The 17,762-nt window shown below is 63.1% G+C and carries 11 protein-coding genes and 1 pseudogene; 7 read left to right on the forward strand and 5 right to left on the reverse strand.

Going from position 1 to position 17,762, the window contains the following annotated elements; translation table 11 throughout:
* Positions 1-3: 3 nt before the first annotated feature.
* Together topA and EJ077_RS14160 are read right to left on the reverse strand one after the other, a co-directional pair.
* A pseudogene (gene topA / locus EJ077_RS14155) lies at positions 4-2,639 on the reverse strand (type I DNA topoisomerase).
* 366 nt (positions 2,640-3,005) lie between these two features.
* A complete protein-coding gene (locus EJ077_RS14160) occupies positions 3,006-3,383 on the reverse strand; it encodes a hypothetical protein (protein WP_208702672.1) in 378 nt (125 codons plus the stop codon).
* A 281-nt stretch (positions 3,384-3,664) separates the two neighbouring features.
* On the opposite strand from EJ077_RS14160, the gene EJ077_RS14165 reads away from it, so the two are divergent.
* The 4 genes from EJ077_RS14165 (at position 3,665) to EJ077_RS14180 (ending at position 8,783) form a co-directional block, all read left to right on the forward strand.
* Entirely contained in the window at positions 3,665-4,411 is a 747-nt protein-coding gene (locus EJ077_RS14165) for a cytochrome c biogenesis CcdA family protein (RefSeq protein WP_208702673.1), read from the forward strand.
* 126 nt (positions 4,412-4,537) lie between these two features.
* The gene (gene glmU / locus EJ077_RS14170) at positions 4,538-5,914 is read left to right on the forward strand and encodes a bifunctional UDP-N-acetylglucosamine diphosphorylase/glucosamine-1-phosphate N-acetyltransferase GlmU (RefSeq protein WP_208702674.1); all 1,377 of its coding nucleotides are present in this window, start codon (positions 4,538-4,540) and stop codon (positions 5,912-5,914) included.
* A gap of 201 nt (positions 5,915-6,115) precedes the next feature.
* Complete coding sequence (gene glmS / locus EJ077_RS14175; RefSeq protein WP_208702675.1) at positions 6,116-7,939, forward strand: glutamine--fructose-6-phosphate transaminase (isomerizing); 1,824 nt, start codon at positions 6,116-6,118, stop codon at positions 7,937-7,939.
* 91 nt (positions 7,940-8,030) lie between these two features.
* A complete protein-coding gene (locus EJ077_RS14180) occupies positions 8,031-8,783 on the forward strand; it encodes a DUF502 domain-containing protein (protein ID WP_135880484.1) in 753 nt (250 codons plus the stop codon).
* Here the strand turns inward: EJ077_RS14180 and recG are convergent.
* Positions 8,735-10,843 carry an ATP-dependent DNA helicase RecG gene (gene recG / locus EJ077_RS14185; protein WP_208702676.1) on the reverse strand — a complete coding sequence of 703 codons (2,109 nt, stop codon included), beginning with the start codon at positions 10,841-10,843 and terminating at the stop codon, positions 8,735-8,737. The genes EJ077_RS14180 and recG overlap by 49 nt on opposite strands.
* Before the next feature lie 92 nt (positions 10,844-10,935).
* Between recG and EJ077_RS14190 the strand changes: the two genes are divergently transcribed.
* The 3 genes from EJ077_RS14190 to EJ077_RS14200 all read left to right on the forward strand — a co-directional run bounded on the left by EJ077_RS14190 (position 10,936) and on the right by EJ077_RS14200 (position 16,341).
* Positions 10,936-11,223 carry a succinate dehydrogenase assembly factor 2 gene (locus EJ077_RS14190; protein WP_208702677.1) on the forward strand — a complete coding sequence of 96 codons (288 nt, stop codon included), beginning with the start codon at positions 10,936-10,938 and terminating at the stop codon, positions 11,221-11,223.
* A gap of 88 nt (positions 11,224-11,311) precedes the next feature.
* Complete coding sequence (gene mfd, locus EJ077_RS14195) at positions 11,312-14,809, forward strand: transcription-repair coupling factor (protein WP_208702678.1); 3,498 nt, start codon at positions 11,312-11,314, stop codon at positions 14,807-14,809.
* Positions 14,810-14,967: 158 nt separating this feature from the next.
* Positions 14,968-16,341 carry a class II 3-deoxy-7-phosphoheptulonate synthase gene (locus EJ077_RS14200; protein ID WP_127872585.1) on the forward strand — a complete coding sequence of 458 codons (1,374 nt, stop codon included), beginning with the start codon at positions 14,968-14,970 and terminating at the stop codon, positions 16,339-16,341.
* Positions 16,342-16,460: 119 nt separating this feature from the next.
* On the opposite strand, the gene EJ077_RS14205 is transcribed toward EJ077_RS14200, so the two are convergent.
* A complete protein-coding gene (locus EJ077_RS14205; protein ID WP_245458745.1) occupies positions 16,461-17,411 on the reverse strand; it encodes a GGDEF domain-containing protein in 951 nt (316 codons plus the stop codon).
* Positions 17,408-17,530, reverse strand: a complete 123-nt coding sequence (locus tag EJ077_RS32575) for a hypothetical protein (protein ID WP_281040206.1) — start codon at positions 17,528-17,530, stop codon at positions 17,408-17,410. Before EJ077_RS32575 ends, EJ077_RS14205 begins: the two co-directional genes overlap by 4 nt.
* Positions 17,531-17,762: the final 232 nt, after the last annotated feature.

The following is a 17,762-nucleotide window of genomic DNA, read 5'->3' on the forward strand; positions in this document are numbered from 1 at the left end:
GCCCTATCCTTTTTTCTTCGCGGCCGGCTTCTTGGCGGCTGCCTTCTTGGTTGTGGTTTTCTTGGCTGTGGGGCCTTTGCCGTGGCCGCCTTGCGGAACGGCTTCTTGCCACCGCCTCCCTTGGCTTCCTTCTCGGCAATCAGCGCTAGCGCATCCTCGACGGTCACCGATTGCGGATCCTTGCCTTTGGGCAGCGTGGCGTTGACCTTGCCAAAATTGACATAAGGGCCGTATTTGCCGTCGCGCACGACGATCTTGCCGCCGCCATCCGGATGGTCCCCAAGCTCCTTCAGGGCTGCCGGCGTGCCGCCATTGCGGCCGCCCTTGCCCTTCGACTGCTTCTCGGCAATCACCGTGACGGCGCGGTTGAGGCCGATCGAGAACACGTCCTCGATGCTGTCGAGATTGGCGTAGGTACCATCGTGCAGCACGAATGGACCGTAGCGGCCGAGACCGGCAGAGATCATCTTGCCGCTTTCGGGATGTTTGCCCACGTCGCGCGGCAGCGCCAACAAGGCGAGCGCCTTCTCGTGATCGATGGATTCAGGCGTCCAGCCCTTTGGCAGGCTCGATCGCTTGGCTTCCTTGCCGTCGCCGCGCTGGATGTAGGGGCCGAAGCGGCCCGAGCGCAGCGTGATTTCCTCGGCCGTGTAAGGATCCTTGCCAAGCAGCTTGGTGCCATCCTCGCCACCGCCGTTCTCCCCATTGGGATTGGCGGCGTCGCCGAGCTGGCGGGTGAAGGAGCATTCGGGATAGTTCGAGCAGCCGACGAAAGCGCCGAACTTGCCGAGCTTCAGCGACAGATTGCCGGTGCCGCATTTGGGGCAGATACGCGGATTGGAGCCGTCCTCGCGGGCGGGGAAAACCAGCGGCGCCAATTCCTCGTTCAGCGCATCGAGCACGTCGGTGACGCGCAGTTCCTTGATGTCGGCGACGGCTCCGGAAAAATCCTTCCAGAAGTCGCGCAGCACGTCCTTCCAGGCGAGCTTGCCATCGGAAATCTCGTCGAGCTTTTCCTCCAGCGACGCGGTGAAGTCGTACTCGACATAGCGCTCGAAGAAGCTTTCGAGGAAGGCCGACAGCAGGCGGCCCTTTGCCTGTGGCACCAGCCGGCGCTTGTCGATCGTGACATAGTCACGGTCCTCGAGCGTCTTCAGGATCGCCGTGTAGGTAGAGGGACGGCCGATGCCGAGTTCTTCCAGCTTCTTGATCAGCGACGCCTCGGAGTAGCGCGGCGGCGGCTCGGTGGTGTGCTGGGTGGCATTGATTGCGCGGCGGGCAAGCTGCTCGCCGGCCCGGATTTCGGGCAGACGGCGGTTTTCCTCGTCTTCCGCGTCGTCGTCCTTCTGGTCCGTGTAAGCGGCGATGAAGCCATCGAAGCGGATGACCGAGCCAACGGCGCGAAGCTCGGCGGTGCGGGCGCCGTTCAGCGCCTCGATTTCGACGGTGGTGCGCTCGATCTCGGCCGGCTGCATCTGGCTAGCGATGGCGCGCTTCCAGATCAGCTCATAGAGCCGCATCTGGTCGGCATCGAGATATTGCCTGACCGACGCCGGGGTGCGCATGAAATCCGTCGGCCGGATCGCTTCGTGCGCTTCCTGGGCGTTCTTCGCCTTGGCGGTGTATTGGCGCGGCTTTTCCGGCAGGTATTTCGGGCCGAATTCCTTGGCGATGGCGTCGCGAGCGGCGTCGATCGCCTCGGGGGCCATCTGCACGCCGTCGGTTCGCATATAGGTGATGAGGCCAGCGGTCTCGCCGCCAATGTCCATGCCTTCATAGAGCCGCTGCGCCACCTGCATGGTGCGCGTGGCCGAGAAGCCGAGGCCCGACGAGGCGGCCTGTTGCAGCGTCGAGGTGGTGAAGGGCGGCCCGGGGTTGCGCTTCGTCGGCTTGGCTTCGACGGACAGCGCCTTGAAGGTCGCACCCTCGAGCATCGCCTTGATGTCGTCGGCCTGGGCCTTGTTGGCAATGTCGAGCTTTTGCAGCTTCTTGCGCTCGAATGCGGTCAGGCGGGCTTCGAAGGTCTCGTTGCGCGGTGTGCCGAGGATGGCAGCGATCTGCCAATATTCCTCGCGGATGAAGCGTTCGATTTCGGATTCGCGGTCGCAGACCAGGCGCAGCGCCACCGACTGGACGCGGCCGGCGGAGCGGGCGCCCGGCAATTTGCGCCACAGCACCGGCGACAGCGTGAAGCCGACGAGATAGTCCAGCGCGCGGCGGGCGAGATAAGCATCGACGAGAGGCGCATCGATCTGGCGCGGATTGGCCATCGCCTCCAGCACCGACGACTTGGTAATGGCGTTGAAGACGACGCGGCTGACGGGCTTGTCCTTCAGCGCGCGCTTCTGCTTCAGCACCTCCAGTACATGCCAGGAGATGGCCTCACCTTCGCGATCCGGGTCGGTGGCGAGGATCAGGCCGTCGGCATCCTTGACCGCATTGGCGATGTCGGTAAGGCGCTTGCCCGAGGCGGTGTCGACCGCCCAGGACATGGCGAAATCCTCATCCGGGCGCACCGAGCCATCCTTGGCCGGCAAATCGCGGACGTGCCCGAACGAGGCCAGAACCTTGTAGTTCCTGCCGAGGTATTTGTTGATTGTCTTCGCCTTGGCCGGCGATTCGACGACGACGACGTCCATGAGGTCTCATATCAGCTGTGATGCGGCAGAAGAATTCCGCTGCGCGCGACGAAATCTCGGTTCTGTTCGTCGCTCACATGGCCGCGCTTTTGCATCCGGTCAAGGGGAAGGGGCCAAATTGCGGAGTGGCCGCCAGCAATACACTCTTAGAGTGTATGGAGAAATCACAGAATTTCGGTCAGCGGGATGAGGGCTGGAAGTCGGCGAAATCGAGTGCTTCCTTCGCGGCGAGTCGAGGAATGGCGCTGTCTTTCACATCTTGGCCACCTGTCACGCTGCATGAGCAGCAACAAGGAAGCTGGCCGCCCGCCCCATGGAGGGATGCACGGCGACCAGCAGATGTCCCGCCAGCAAGCGGGAGCGGGTTCAGTCGGCCTTGGCGATGTGCCAGACGCCAGCGACGCCATCGCCGCTCACATCTCCGGGTTTCTTGTCCTTGATGAAGGTGTAGACCGGCTTGCCGTCATAGGCCCACATCTTGGTGCCGTCGGTGCGCTTGACGATCGTCCATCCTTCGGAGGCCTTTGCGCCGGCTTCGGCCTTCAACGGTGGCCAGTTGGCGGCGCATTTGTCGTCGCAGTTCGACTTGCCCTTCTCATCCTTGTCGTAGGTATAAAGCGTCATGCCCTTGGCGTTGGTGTAGATCTTGGTGCCTCCGACATCGGCTTCCTTCCACGCATTGGCGGCGAGGGATGCGACGGTGCTGAGCAAAAGCGCGGCTAGCCCTACAGTTATGGTCTTCATGGAAATCTCCCTGGCTAATATGTGGAGGTGCGCGGGAAATCGCGGCCTCGTTGTGTCAACGCCTGCCGGTCGGGTTTTCTTCCCGAAAGGCTTGAGGACATCGGCAGCTGGCGGGCCTAGTTGCCCGTAACAATTCTCTCGGTTCGGTCGTACTTGGATAGGTGGTGCAGCTGGATTCGAGGCCAGTGCGATTGCCGAACAGCGACCGGTTGCCACACATTGGTGATTGGCGCACAGGTCGGTGCGTCGCTATATCGAACGCCAACAGTCGGAGCTTTGGAATGGCATTGGACATCGGCTATGTCAGCGCGGTCGGGGCGGGGGCCATCTCGTTCCTGTCGCCATGCGTGCTGCCGCTGGTGCCGCCCTATCTCTGCTACATGGCCGGCGTATCGGTCGACGATTTCCGCGGCAATGCGGGCGCGACGGCAAGCCAGGGCGCACGCGGCGCGCTGCTCTACTCCTCGATCGCCTTCGTGCTCGGCTTTTCGACAGTGTTCGTCGCGCTCGGCGCCGGCGCCTCGACCATCGGCCGGCTGCTGCGCGTCTGGCAGGAGCCGCTGGCAATGGGCGCCGGGGTGCTGATCATCCTGATGGGCCTGAATTTTCTGGGCATCCTGCGCATCCCCTTGTTGTCGCGCGAGGCGCGCTTCCAGTCGCAGGGCAAGCCCGCCAGCGCCGTCGCCGCCTATGTCATGGGCCTAGCCTTCGCCTTCGGCTGGACGCCCTGCATCGGCCCGGTGCTGGGACCGATCCTGACGCTGGCCGGTGGCCGTGAAACCGTGGGCGAGGGCGCGCTGCTGCTCGCCGCCTATTCGCTCGGCCTCGGCATCCCGTTCCTGATCGCCGCGCTGTTCTCTGGCGCCTTCATGCGCTTCCTCGGCAAATTCCGCGTCCATCTCGGCCGCGTCGAAAAGGCGATCGGCGCACTGCTGGTGGTCGCCGGCGTGTTTTTCCTGACCGGCGGCGTGCAGGCGGTGTCTTATTGGCTGCTGGAGAATTTTCCGCTGCTGGGGCGGCTGGGGTAAGCCTACTGATTAAAAGTCAGTTGCTCTTCCATGCTGCATCTCACCGGAATTTAACCGCATTGGTGCAGCATGGCGCCGCTGCTATCCTGTGTTGATTCCCAACCCTTTTCATATGGTTGCTTTTCCATGAGCCAGAGAACCTGCCTGTCCGTCATTCTCGCCGCCGGCGAAGGCACGCGCATGAAGAGCGCGCTGCCGAAGGTGCTGCACCAGATCGCGAGCCTACCTATGGTGGCTCATGTGGTGAAGGCGGCCGAGGCCGCTGGCGTCGGCGGCCAGGCGCTGGTCATCGGACATGGCGCGGATGAGATGCGCAAGGCGGCGGCGAAATTTGCACCGAAGGCGGAGACCTTCGTCCAGGACAAACGCCTTGGCACGGCGCATGCCGTCCTCGCCGCTCGCGAAGCGATATCAAAGGGTTATGACGATGTCCTCGTCATGTTCGGTGATACGCCGCTGATCGATGCGGATGCCCTGACGGTGGCGCGGCTGAAACTGGCTGAAGGTGCCGCTGTCGTGGTCATCGGTTTCCGACCGCCCAGCCCGACCGGCTATGGCCGGCTGATCGAAAAGGGAGGCAAGCTGATAGCGATCCGCGAGGAAAAGGATTGCTCCGAAGAGGAGAAGAAGATCGGCTTCTGCAATGCCGGCATGATGGCGGTGGCCGGCGCGCATGCTCTGAAGCTGCTTGACGCCGTCGGCAACAAGAATGCCAAGGGCGAGTATTATCTGACCGATATCGTCGAGATCGCCAGTGCACAGGGCCTTGACGTCGTTGCCACCGAAGCCAGCTTCGAAAGTGCGCTGGGTATCAACAACCGCGCCGAACTGGCGCAAGCCGAAGCCATCTGGCAGGCGCGTCGGCGCCATGAGGCGATGCTTTCGGGCGTGACGCTGATTGCCCCGGAAACCGTGTATTTCTCGCATGACACCAAAATCGGCGCCGACACGATCGTCGAACCCAATGTCTGGTTCGGACCGGGTGTGACGGTTGCCTCGGGCGCCAAGATCCACGCCTTCAGCCATATCGAGGGCGCCACCATTGCTTCCAATTGCGATGTCGGGCCGTTCGCACGGCTGCGGCCGGGCGCCGATCTCAAGCAGAAGTCCAAGGTCGGCAATTTCTGCGAGGTCAAGCAGGCCGTTATCGAGGAGGGCGCCAAGGTCAACCATTTGACCTATATCGGCGATGCCCGGGTCGGCGCTGGCGCCAATATCGGCGCTGGCACCATCACCTGCAACTATGACGGCTATTCGAAATTCTTCACCGACATCGGCGAGGGCGCCTTCATCGGCTCGAATTCCTCGCTTGTGGCCCCGGTCACCATCGGCAAGGGCGGCTATATCGCTTCGGGCAGCGTCATCACCGAAAGCGTGCCCGACGACGCGCTGGCCTTTGGCCGCGCCCGCCAGAAGACGATCCCCGGCAAGGCCAAGGAATTGCGCGAACGGTTTGCTTCCGCCGCGGCAGCGAAGAAAAAGGCGGCTGGCGCCGACCATTAGCGATTGGTCGACGGGTCTGCTTTCTTACCGAAGCAATCGAAAAACCGAACGATTGCAGTAATCGGATTGCAAGGGCGGGCTGTCATGGTGCATGCATGCGCAACCGTCCGTTACACGGGACGAAATGCAATGTGACTTTCGCGGCAGGCCGGCCACCCCTAAATAGCGCTGGTTTTCCATGGGCAATCGGGGACTGTCTGCATGTGCGGTATCGTTGGAATCGTCGGCCACTCCCAGGTTGCGCCGCTCATCGTCGACGCGCTGAAGCGGCTCGAATATCGCGGCTATGACTCGGCAGGCGTCGCCACCATCGAAAAGGGCGTGCTCGGCCGCCGCCGCGCCGAAGGCAAGCTGGTTAACCTCGAACGTCGGCTCAAGGACGAGCCGCTCGACGGCACCATCGGTATCGGCCATACGCGCTGGGCAACCCATGGCGTTCCCAACGAGAACAATGCGCATCCGCATTTTTCGGATGGCGTCGCGATCGTCCACAACGGCATCATCGAGAATTTTGCCGAATTGCGCGACGAGTTGATCCACGACGGCTATTCCTTCTCGTCGCAGACCGACACTGAGGTCGTCGCGCATCTGGTGGCGCGGGAGATGGCCAAGGGGCTTAAGCCCGTCGAGGCGGCGCACAAGGCGCTGAAGCGATTGGAAGGCGCTTTTGCGTTGGCCATCATGTTCAAAGGCGACGAGGACCTGATCGTCGGCGCCCGCAACGGCCCGCCACTGGCGGTCGGCCATGGCGATGGCGAGATGTTTTTGGGGTCCGACGCGATCGCGCTCGCTCCGTTCACCAACTCGATCACCTATCTTGAGGATGGCGACTGGGCCGTGGTGCGTCGCGATAGCGTCGCCATCTTCGACATCGACGGCAAGCAAGTCGACCGCAGGCGCCAGCAGTCGCTGTCGACCAGCTTCATGGTCGACAAGGGCAATCGCCGCCATTTCATGGAGAAGGAAATCCATGAACAGCCCGAGGTGATCTCGCACACGCTGGCCCACTATGTCGATTTCGTCTCCGGGGCCTCCAAGCCGCTCGACCTGCCATTCGATTTCGCCAAGATCGGCCGCCTGGCCATCTCCGCCTGTGGCACTGCCTATCTCGCCGGCCTGATCGGCAAATACTGGTTCGAGCGCTATGCGCGACTCCCGGTCGATATCGACGTCGCATCGGAATTCCGTTACCGCGAGATGCCTCTGTCGGCGAACGATGCCGCCTTCTTCATCTCGCAGTCCGGCGAGACCGCCGATACGCTGGCCTCGCTGCGCTATTGCCGCAAGGCCGGGATGAAGATCGGCGCCGTCGTCAATGTGCGGGAATCGACCATGGCGCGCGAATCCGACGTGGTGCTGCCGACGCTCGCGGGGCCGGAGATCGGCGTCGCTTCGACCAAGGCTTTCACCTGTCAATTGTCCGTGCTCGCGTCGCTTGCCGTACGCGCCGGCGTGGCGCGCGGGGCGATCTCGACGGAGCAAGAGAAGATGCTGGTGCGAGCGCTTTCGGAAGCACCGCGCTACGCCAACCAGGTGCTGAAGCTCGAAGAGCAGATCGAACGGATCGCGCGGGAGCTGTCGCGCTACAAGGACGTGCTCTATCTCGGCCGTGACACCAATTTCCCGCTGGCCATGGAAGGCGCGCTGAAGCTCAAGGAAATCTCCTACATCCACGCCGAAGGCTATGCGGCTGGTGAGTTGAAGCACGGGCCGATCGCGCTGATCGACGAGAACATGCCGGTGATCGTGATTGCGCCGCATGACCGCATCTTCGAAAAGACCGTGTCCAACATGCAGGAAGTGGCGGCGCGCGGCGGCAAGATCATCCTGATCACGGACAGCAAGGGCGCGGCACAGGTGAGCGTGACGACGATGGAGACGATCGTGCTTCCGGATGTGCCGGAAATCATCTCGCCTATCGTTTATGCGCTGCCGATCCAGATGCTCGCCTATTTCGCCGCCGTGTTCATGGGCACCGACGTCGACCAGCCGCGCAATCTGGCGAAATCGGTGACGGTGGAATAGGCACTCTTAAACGGGCGCCTTTAAAAACTTCGCAGTTCCAAACGGCCTTCCGGTTCACTAATGTTGCGCTGCAACCCGCGCCCGGTGAACCATGTCCGATGCTCCGAAGACCTCCGGCATGACCCGGCTGAGGAACTATTTCCTCACGGGCTTCGTCGTCTGCGCCCCACTGGCGATCACCGCCTATATCGCATGGTCGTTCATCGGCTGGGTCGATTCCTGGGTCAAACCCTATATTCCGGCGCGTTACAGCCCCGATACCTACCTGCCGTTCCCGGTTCCGGGGTTCGGACTGATCGTGGCGCTGATCCTGATCACGCTGATCGGTTTTCTCGCCGCCAACATTGTCGGCCGCGCCATCGTCGGTTTTGGCGAGCGCCTGCTTGGCCGCATGCCGCTGGTGCGCGGCATCTATGGCTCGCTGAAGCAGATTTTCGAGACCGTGCTGTCGAACAAGGGCGACATGTTCCGCCAGGTTGGGCTGGTCGAATATCCACGCAAGGGTGTGTGGTCGCTGGTGTTTGTCGCCAGCGAGAAGGAAACCGAGATCAATCAGAAGCTTGACCAGGAAGGCGATCCGCTGATCGCCGTGTTCATGCCGTGCACGCCGAACCCGACGACCGGTTTCCTGATGTATGTGCCCAAATCCGACATCGTGCCGCTCGACATGACGATCGAGGACGGCGCCAAGCTGATTGTGTCGGCCGGGTTGGTGGCCCCTGAGGTAAAGACGAAATTGGTGACGCTGAACGGTGAGCCGATCAACGGAACCCTGGCCAATCCGCCGCTAGGCCCTCATCCGGCGCGCAGGAGCCGCACGGCCTCGTCGCGGCCAAACAAGTAGAGCAGGAGCCGCAGCGCCTCGCCACGATCCGATTGCAGTTCCGGGTCGCGCGACAGGATCAGCCTGGCATCGTCTCGCGCGGCTTCGAGAAGGTCGGCATGCGCCTCGATCCGCGCCACCTGGAAACCCGGCGTGCCGGACTGACGCGTGCCGAGCAATTCGCCTTCGCCGCGCAATTTCAGGTCCTCCTCGGCGATCAGGAAGCCGTCCTCGGTCTCACGCATCACCGACAGCCGGCGTTTGGCGGTTTCGCCAAGCGGGTCCTTGTAGAGCAGTACGCAGGATGACTTGATATCGCCGCGCCCGACCCGGCCGCGCAGCTGGTGCAATTGCGCAAGCCCAAATCGCTCGGCATGCTCGATGACCATGATCGTGGCGTCAGGCACGTCGACGCCGACCTCGATGACCGTGGTGGCGATCAGGATGCGCGTCTCACCCTGCTTGAAGGCGCGCATCGCCTCGTCCTTCTCGGGACCCTTCATGCGGCCATGGACAAGGCCGATGCGGTCGCCAAACAGCGGCTTCAGCGAGGCGAAACGATCCTCGGCCGACATTAGTTTTATCTCTTCGGATTCCTCCACCAGCGGACAGATCCAATAGATCTTCTGGCCATCCGCGACGGCATCGAGCATACGGCCGACCAGTTCGTCGAGCCGTTCGAGCGGCAGCGTGACGGTGCGGATCGGCTGGCGGCCGGCTGGTTTTTCCGTCAGCTTCGACACATCCATGTCGCCGAAGGCGGTCAGCACCAGCGTGCGCGGGATAGGGGTCGCGGTCATCACCAGCATGTCTGGCGCGTCGCCCTTGGCGGTGATGGCAAGCCGCTGGTGGACGCCGAAGCGATGCTGCTCGTCGATGACGGCCAGGACCAGATCGTGGAAGCTGACCGTTTCCTGAAACAGCGCATGGGTGCCGACGACGATGTCGATTTCGCCGCTGGCAAGACCCGCCAGCGTTTCGGCTCGCTCGCGGCCCTTTTCACGGCCGGTCAGGATGGCGATGCGCAATCCGACCTTGGCGGCAAGCGGGGCGATCGTCGCCAGATGCTGGCGCGCCAGGATTTCGGTCGGCGCCATCAGCGCCGTCTGGCCGCCGGCCTCGACGGCGCGTGCCATGGCCAAGAGAGCCACCACCGTCTTGCCCGAGCCGACATCGCCTTGCAGCAGCCGCAGCATGCGCTCGGGGTCAGCGAGATCGGCGTTGATTTCGGCGAGCGCGAATTCCTGCGAGGGGGTAAGCGAATAGGGCAGGGCCGCACGCAGTTTCTCGACGATGCGGCCATCGCCAACGAGCGGTCGGCCTGACAGGCGTCGCACCTTTGCCCGCACCAGGGCCAGCGAAACCTGGCCGGCGAGCAATTCATCATAGGCGAGGCGGCGCCATGCAGCCCCTTCAACCGCGACATCGATCGGGTCGGCGGGATAATGGATGCGGGTCAGCGCGTCGCCGAAGGACGCAAAGCTCTGGCGGCGCATGAAGGCACCGTCCTGCCATTCCGGCAGTTCCGGCAGGCGGCCGAGCGCCTGGCCGATCGCACGGCGCAAAACCTTGCCGGAGAGCCCCGCGGTCAGCGGATAGACCGGTTCGACCAGCGGCAGGTTCTCGGCTTCATCGGCGAGTGCGATATGGTCGGGGTGGACCATGGTCGGGCGTCCGTTGAACCATTCCATGCGGCCTGACACCACGACATGCTCGCCCACAGGCATTGCCTTTTCGAGATAGGCGGCATGGGCATGGAAGAAGGTCAGGCCGATTTCGCCGGTATCATCATGGGCGTAGACTCGGTAGGGCACCGATTTGTTGCCGCGCGGCGGCGGCTGGTGGCGGTCTATGCGCAGCTCAAGCGTCACGATGGCGCCTTCGGCCGCGAGTGCGATGCCCGGCCGGTTGCGGCGGTCGATGACGGTGTGCGGCAGCACGAACAAGAGATCGCCGGCGCGTGCGGCGCGATCGCCGAGATCGGCCGCAACGACCTTCTCGATCAGCGCAGCGACCTTCGGTCCCACGCCGGCAAGCGAAGTGATCGGGACAAACAGGGGATCGAGTATGGAAGGACGCATGATGTCAGCTTATGTCGCGACGGCAGCAGCGCAAGGCTGACACCGCCCACTATCCACGCTATATGCGCCGCTTGAAGCGAGGATGCGGCACAATGACCGGAACGAAACGATCAAGCGAGGGTCTGGACGCCCATCGCCGCAAGCTGTTGTTCCGCTCCTGGCATCGCGGCATGCGCGAGATGGACCTCATCCTGGGCACCTTCGCAGATGCCGAGATCGGCACCTTGACCGCCGAGGAAATCGACCAATATGAGAGGCTCCTCGACATTTCCGACACGGAATTCCTGCCGCTGGTCACTGGCGAACGCCCGGTGCCGGCGGAGATCGACTGTGCCGTCCTTCAAAAAATCCTGGTGGCCCGCCGGACCATGACTTTCTGAAACACATGACTTTCTGAACACAAGCAATTCCAGGAAAAGTGCGAAGCGATTTTCCCACGGGAATTGCGACAACCAAGACCGTGATTTGATGGCTCTCATTCCCACCATTGGCTTGCCGAAGGGCCGTGCCGGCCAGTTCATCGTCGACGGGGTCGCCGACGGCTACGAGGCCTTCGCGCTGGTCCAGACGGCGCTCGAGATCGCACCCGACAAGCCGGTGCTGTTCGTGGCCCGCGACGGCCAGCGCCTGCCTTCCATCATCGAGGCGCTGTCCTTCGTCGCGCCCGGCCTGCCCGTGCTGGAACTGCCTGCCTGGGACTGCCTGCCATACGACCGTGTGTCGCCGGGTTCCGATGCCGCCGCCAAGCGCCTCGATGCGCTGACCGCCATGATCGCGCTGGCGAAGAAACCGCATCGTGCCGTCATTCTCACCACCGCCAATGCGCTGCTGCAGCGCATCCCGCCTGCGGAGCTTGTCGAGGCACAGACCTTCCACGCCAGACCCGGCAACCAGATCGACATGAATGCGCTGATCGCGCGACTGGAGACGTCGGGATTCGAGCGGGTGCCGACCGTGCGCGGCATCGGCGAATTCGCGGTCCGGGGCGGCATTCTCGACCTCTTCGCGCCCGGCTGGACCGAGGCGCTGCGGCTTGATTTCTTCGGCGACACGCTGGAATCGATCCGCGTCTTCGACGCCGCCACGCAGCGCACCACCGGCCAGCGCAAGTCGATGGCGCTGCAGGCGATGAGCGAGGTGGCGCTGACGCCCGAAACCATCAGCCGCTTCCGCCGCTCCTATATCGAGGCCTTTGGCGCGCCATCGCGTGACGACGGGCTCTACGCGGCGGTCAGCGAGGGGCGGCGCTTCGCGGGCATGGAGCATTGGCTGCCGTTCTTCTATGAGCGGCTGGAGACGGTGTTCGATTACCTGCCCGATGCACCCGTGGTTTTTGACCATCTGGCGCATGAGGCGCTTGCCGAACGTCATACGCTGATCCTCGACCACTACGAGGCGCGCAAAAAGCAGGCTGACGGGGCGCTCAAGGATGCGGTGCCCTACAAGCCGGTTGCGCCTGACCTGCTCTATCTCTCGCCGGAGAATCTCAAGGCTTCGCTTGGCGAGCGCGAGGACATTGACTTTACCGTGTTCGATGCGCCCGACGTGGGGGGTAAGAAAGTCTTCCACGCCGGTTCGCGGCATGGCCGCAGCTTCGTCGAGGAACGAGCCGATCCGAACGTCAATGTCTTCGATGTCGTCGTCCGGCACATAGCCGACGAGCGCGCGGCGCGCCGCCGGGTCGTCATCGCCGGCTGGACCGAAGGCTCGCTCGACCGGCTTGGCCAGATCCTGGCCGAACATCACCTCGGCAATCTCAAACAGGTCGAGACGCTGGCCGAGGCCGAACAGCTAGAGCCGGGACAAGCCGCATTGGCCGTGTTGCCGCTGGAATCCGGCTTCGAAACCGCTAAGCTGGTCGTCGTCGCCGAACAGGACATTCTGGGCGACCGGCTGATCCGCCGTTCGAAGCGCAAGAAGCGCGCTTCCGATTTCATAGCCGAGGCCTCGGCCCTGTCGGCCGGCGACATCGTCGTCCATACCGACCACGGCATTGGCCGCTTTATCGGCCTGCGCACCATCGAAGCGGTCGGCGCGCCGCATGACTGCCTGGAAATCCACTATGCCGGCGACGACCGGCTGTTCCTGCCGGTGGAAAACATCGAGCTTTTGTCGCGCTATGGCTCTGACACAGCCGAGGCAACGCTGGACAAGCTCGGCGGCGGCGCCTGGCAGTCGCGCAAGGCCAAGCTGAAGCGGCGCCTGCTCGATATGGCCGGGCAGCTGATCCGCATCGCCGCCGAACGGCAGATGCGCGCCGCGCCGGCGCTGGTGCCGGCCGAAGGCCTCTATGATGAGTTTGCCGCCCGTTTCCCTTACGAGGAAACCGACGACCAGCAGACAGCCATCGACTCGGTGCGCGACGACCTTGGCGCCGGCAAGCCGATGGACCGGCTGATCTGCGGCGATGTCGGCTTCGGCAAGACCGAAGTGGCGCTGCGCGCCGCCTTCATCGCGGCGATGGAAGGATTTCAGGTCGCCGTGGTGGTCCCAACGACGCTGTTGTCGCGCCAGCACTTCAAGACATTCTCGCAGCGTTTCTCAGGGCTTCCCATCCGTGTCGCCCAGGCCTCGCGGCTGGTCGGCGCCAAGGAACTCGCCGAGACGAAGAAGGCCCTGGCCGAGGGGCAGGTCGATATCGTCGTCGGTACCCACGCGCTGCTTGGGTCGTCGATATCGTTCAAGAATCTCGGCCTGCTGATCATCGACGAGGAGCAGCATTTTGGCGTCAAGCACAAGGAACGGCTGAAGGATCTGAAGAGCGATGTGCACGTCCTGACGCTGTCGGCGACGCCGATTCCACGCACTCTGCAACTGGCCCTGACCGGCGTGCGCGAACTGTCGCTCATCGCCACGCCGCCGGTCGACCGCATGGCGGTGCGCACCTTCATCTCGCCCTTCGACCCGCTGGTCATCCGCGAGACGCTGCTGCGCGAGCGCTACCGCGGCGGCCATTCCTTCTATGTGGTTCCGCGGATCAGCGATCTCGCTGAAATCCATGATTTCCTGAAGGAATCCGTACCCGAACTGAAGGTGGCGGTGGCCCACGGGCAGATGCCGCCGGGCGAACTTGATGACATCATGAACGCCTTCTATGACGGCCAGTACGACGTGCTTCTGTCGACCACCATCGTCGAATCGGGCCTCGACATTCCGACCGCCAACACGCTGATCATCCATCGCGCCGACATGTTCGGCCTGTCGCAGCTCTACCAGTTGCGCGGCCGGGTCGGGCGCTCGAAGGTGCGCGCCTATGCGCTGTTCACCCTGCCGGCCAACCGCAAGCTCACCGACACGGCCGAGCGCCGGCTGAAGGTGCTGCAATCGCTCGACACGCTGGGCGCCGGTTTCCAGCTCGCCAGCCACGACCTCGACATCAGGGGCGCCGGCAACCTTCTGGGCGAAGAACAGTCCGGGCACATCAAGGAGGTCGGCTTCGAGCTCTATCAGCAGATGCTGGAGGAGGCGGTCGCCGAGGTGAAGGATTCCGGCGAGGTCCAGGACGGCGGCTGGTCGCCGCAGATCGCCGTCGGTACGGCGGTGATGATCCCGGAAGGCTACGTGCCGGACCTGCAGCTCAGGCTGGCGCTTTATCGCCGTCTCGGCGATCTTGAAACCACCGAGGAAATCGACGCCTTCGGCGCCGAGCTGATCGACCGTTTCGGCCCGCTGCCGGACGAGGTGAAGCATCTCTTGAAGATCGTCTTCATCAAGGCGCTCTGCCGCAAGGCCAATGTGGAAAAGCTCGACGCCGGGCCGAAAGGCGTCGTCATCCATTTCCGCAAGCGCGAGTTCCCCAATCCCGTCGGACTGGTCAAGTATATTGGCGAGCAGGGTTCGCTGGCCAAGATCAGGCCGGACCATAGCGTGGTCTTCGCGCGTGATTGGCCGAATGCCGAAAAGCGCCTGGCGGGCTCGGCTGTGGTCATGACGCAATTGGCGAAGTTGGCGGAGAAGGCGGCCTGATCCCGGCTTTCGGGCCGTCCTGGGGACGTCAAGCCATTCGCCAGCACCGAAATTCCGGTCTAGAATAGGAAATCGGCTTCGTGTATGGAGCCGCCACCCCATTTAGGGGCTGGAAATGGCGGGCAAGGTGTTCGCCGGAAAGAGCGTTGGGTGCAGCGATGACGAAATGGTCGCCGAATTCGTGGAGAGCAAAGCCGATCAAGCAGGTTCCCGCCTATCCGGATCTTGCCGCGCTGAAGAACACGGAAGCCCAACTCGCCACCTTTCCGCCACTGGTCTTTGCCGGCGAAGCGCGCAAGCTGAAGAAGCAATTGGCTACCGTCGCCGCCGGTGAGGCCTTCCTGCTCCAGGGCGGCGACTGCGCCGAAAGCTTTGCCGAACATGGCGCGGACAACATCCGCGACTTCTTCCGCGTCTTCCTGCAGATGTCGGTCGTGCTGACCTTCGCCGGCGCGCAGCCGGTGGTGAAGGTTGGCCGCGTCGCCGGCCAGTTCGCCAAGCCGCGCTCGTCCGACAACGAGACCAAGGGCGAGGTGACGCTGCCGAGCTATCGCGGCGACATCATCAACGGCATCGAATTCGACGCCAAGTCCCGCATCCCTGATCCTGCCCGGCAGGAAATGGCCTATCGTCAGTCGGCGGCGACGCTTAACCTTCTGCGTGCCTTCGCGCAGGGCGGCTATGCCAGCCTTGAGAACGTGCATCGCTGGATGCTCGGCTTCGTGTCCGACAGCCCGCAGGGCGAGAAATACGAGTCGCTCGCCAACCGCATCACCGAGACGATGGATTTCATGCGCGCTGTCGGCATTACGTCCGAAACCAATTTCGCGCTGCGCGAAACCGACTTCTATACCAGCCACGAGGCGCTGCTGCTCGGCTACGAAGAGGCGCTGACCCGTGTCGATTCGACCTCCGGCGACTGGTACGCCACGTCGGGCCACATGATCTGGATCGGCGACCGCACGCGCCAGCCCGACCACGCGCATGTCGAATATTGCCGCGGCATCAAGAACCCGCTCGGCCTGAAATGCGGCCCGTCGCTGACGCCGGACGGCCTGCTGGAACTGATCGACTTGCTGAATCCCGAGAACGAGCCGGGGCGGCTGACGCTGATCGCCCGCTTCGGTTCCGACAAGGTTGCCGACCATCTGCCGAAGCTCGTACGCGCGGTGCAGAAGGAAGGCCGCAGCGTGGTCTGGTCGTCGGATCCGATGCACGGCAACACCATCGAAGCCGCCGGCTACAAGACGCGGCCCTTCGACCGCATCCTGAAGGAGGTGCAGACCTTCTTCGAGGTGCACCGCGCCGAAGGCACCCATCCGGGCGGCATCCATGTCGAGATGACCGGCAAGAACGTCACCGAATGCACCGGTGGCGCGCGTGCCATCACCGCCGAGGAGTTGCAGGACCGCTACCACACCCATTGCGATCCGCGCCTCAATGCCGACCAGGCGATCGAACTGGCCTTCCTGGTCTCGGATCTGTTGAAGAAGAGCCATCCGGTGCAGCACAAGCAAGTCGCGAACGGCTGAGCCCTGGCAATTGGACCGATGAAGCAAAAGGCGCCTGGGAAACCCGGCGCCTTTTTCACTTTCGGCTTTTTTGTTTGTGCCTCCGACCGTGCTGGCGCGGCCGCCGAAAAGCGCAGGCTTCAGTCTTGCTTGTAGAGCAGCCAGCTCTTGCCGGCGCGCCCGGCCATGGCCGAATGCCTGGTGACGCGATTGCGGCCACTGACTTTCGAGCGATAGAGCGCCCGATCCGCCTTGGTGTAGAGGTCCTCGGGGCCTTCGGCCTCGGATGCCATGCAGATACCCATCGATACCGTCACGGTGCCGTAATTCATGCCGGTCTGGCTGCTGGTGAACGGAGTCTGCTCGATCAGCGCGCGGATGCGTTCCGCGATCTCGTAGGTCGCGTCCTCGCTGGCGCCCTCGATGATCAGCGCGAACTCCTCGCCGCCGGTGCGGGCGACGAACATGTCGCCGCGAATGCCGGTCCGGAAAATCTCGGCGATGATCTGGATGATCTTGTCGCCCACCGGATGGCCGTAGCGGTCATTGATATCCTTGAACCGATCGATGTCGACAAGGACCAGGGCATTGAACAGGATACCCTTGTTGCTGTTGTAGATCCTGGTGATTTCCTTGTCGAAGGCGCGGCGATTCCAGATCTGGGTCAACGGATCCGTGTCGGCCAGCCGTTTGTATTCCTCGAGCTTCGACTTGACGCTCTCGAGTTCTGCCGTCTTGTCGCTGAGCGTCGAGGCGATCTGCCGGCCGTGATCGATCGTCGAATTGGTCGCGATGGTCATTGCGTTGGCGATCTTTTGCAGAAGATCCTGGGAGAGCAGGCTGCGGTTGCTCAGGCCGCTCGATGTCTCATCGAGGATTCTGCCGTATTTTTCGATGTGGCTGCGTTCGCTGCGCAGAAGCGACGCGACCTCTTCGAGCTCGCGGGCGATGATGTCCCTGGCATGCTCGACGATGCCGGGGCCATGATTATGGGCGAAGAAGGCGCGTCCGATCTGATCCAACTCGTCCTGCGTCGGCCGGTTGCTCAGCGATACGACGGCGAGGCTGAGCTCGCGGTTGGTACCGCTCAAGGCCTCATAGAAATCTCGTAGTTGCGTGGCAGGCCGAGGACGCCAAGCTGGCGCATGGTGGCGACAACGGTGGTTGCGATATCGGTGCTTCGTTCGGTCGAGGCTGCTGCCGGCTGCATGTCTGATTCACTCTTCCCCTCGGATCCCGACGCCAGAATTCGCGGGTCCATTGATCGCCGACCTGGGGAGCGCTACCCGATGCGCCAGAACATCTTGCGAAGAGGCGCGTCCCCACCTGCGCCCTTCGCTTGGGGAGATCATAGTTGCGTCGGCGCTAAAGTTTCCTTAATTCGCACGACTTCCACAGGTTTTCTCTACCTGTGGCTGTAAACGCATGAATTTTTGCACAGC

It is taken from the genome of Mesorhizobium sp. M8A.F.Ca.ET.057.01.1.1, from assembly GCF_003952565.1.
Classification (GTDB): domain Bacteria; phylum Pseudomonadota; class Alphaproteobacteria; order Rhizobiales; family Rhizobiaceae; genus Mesorhizobium.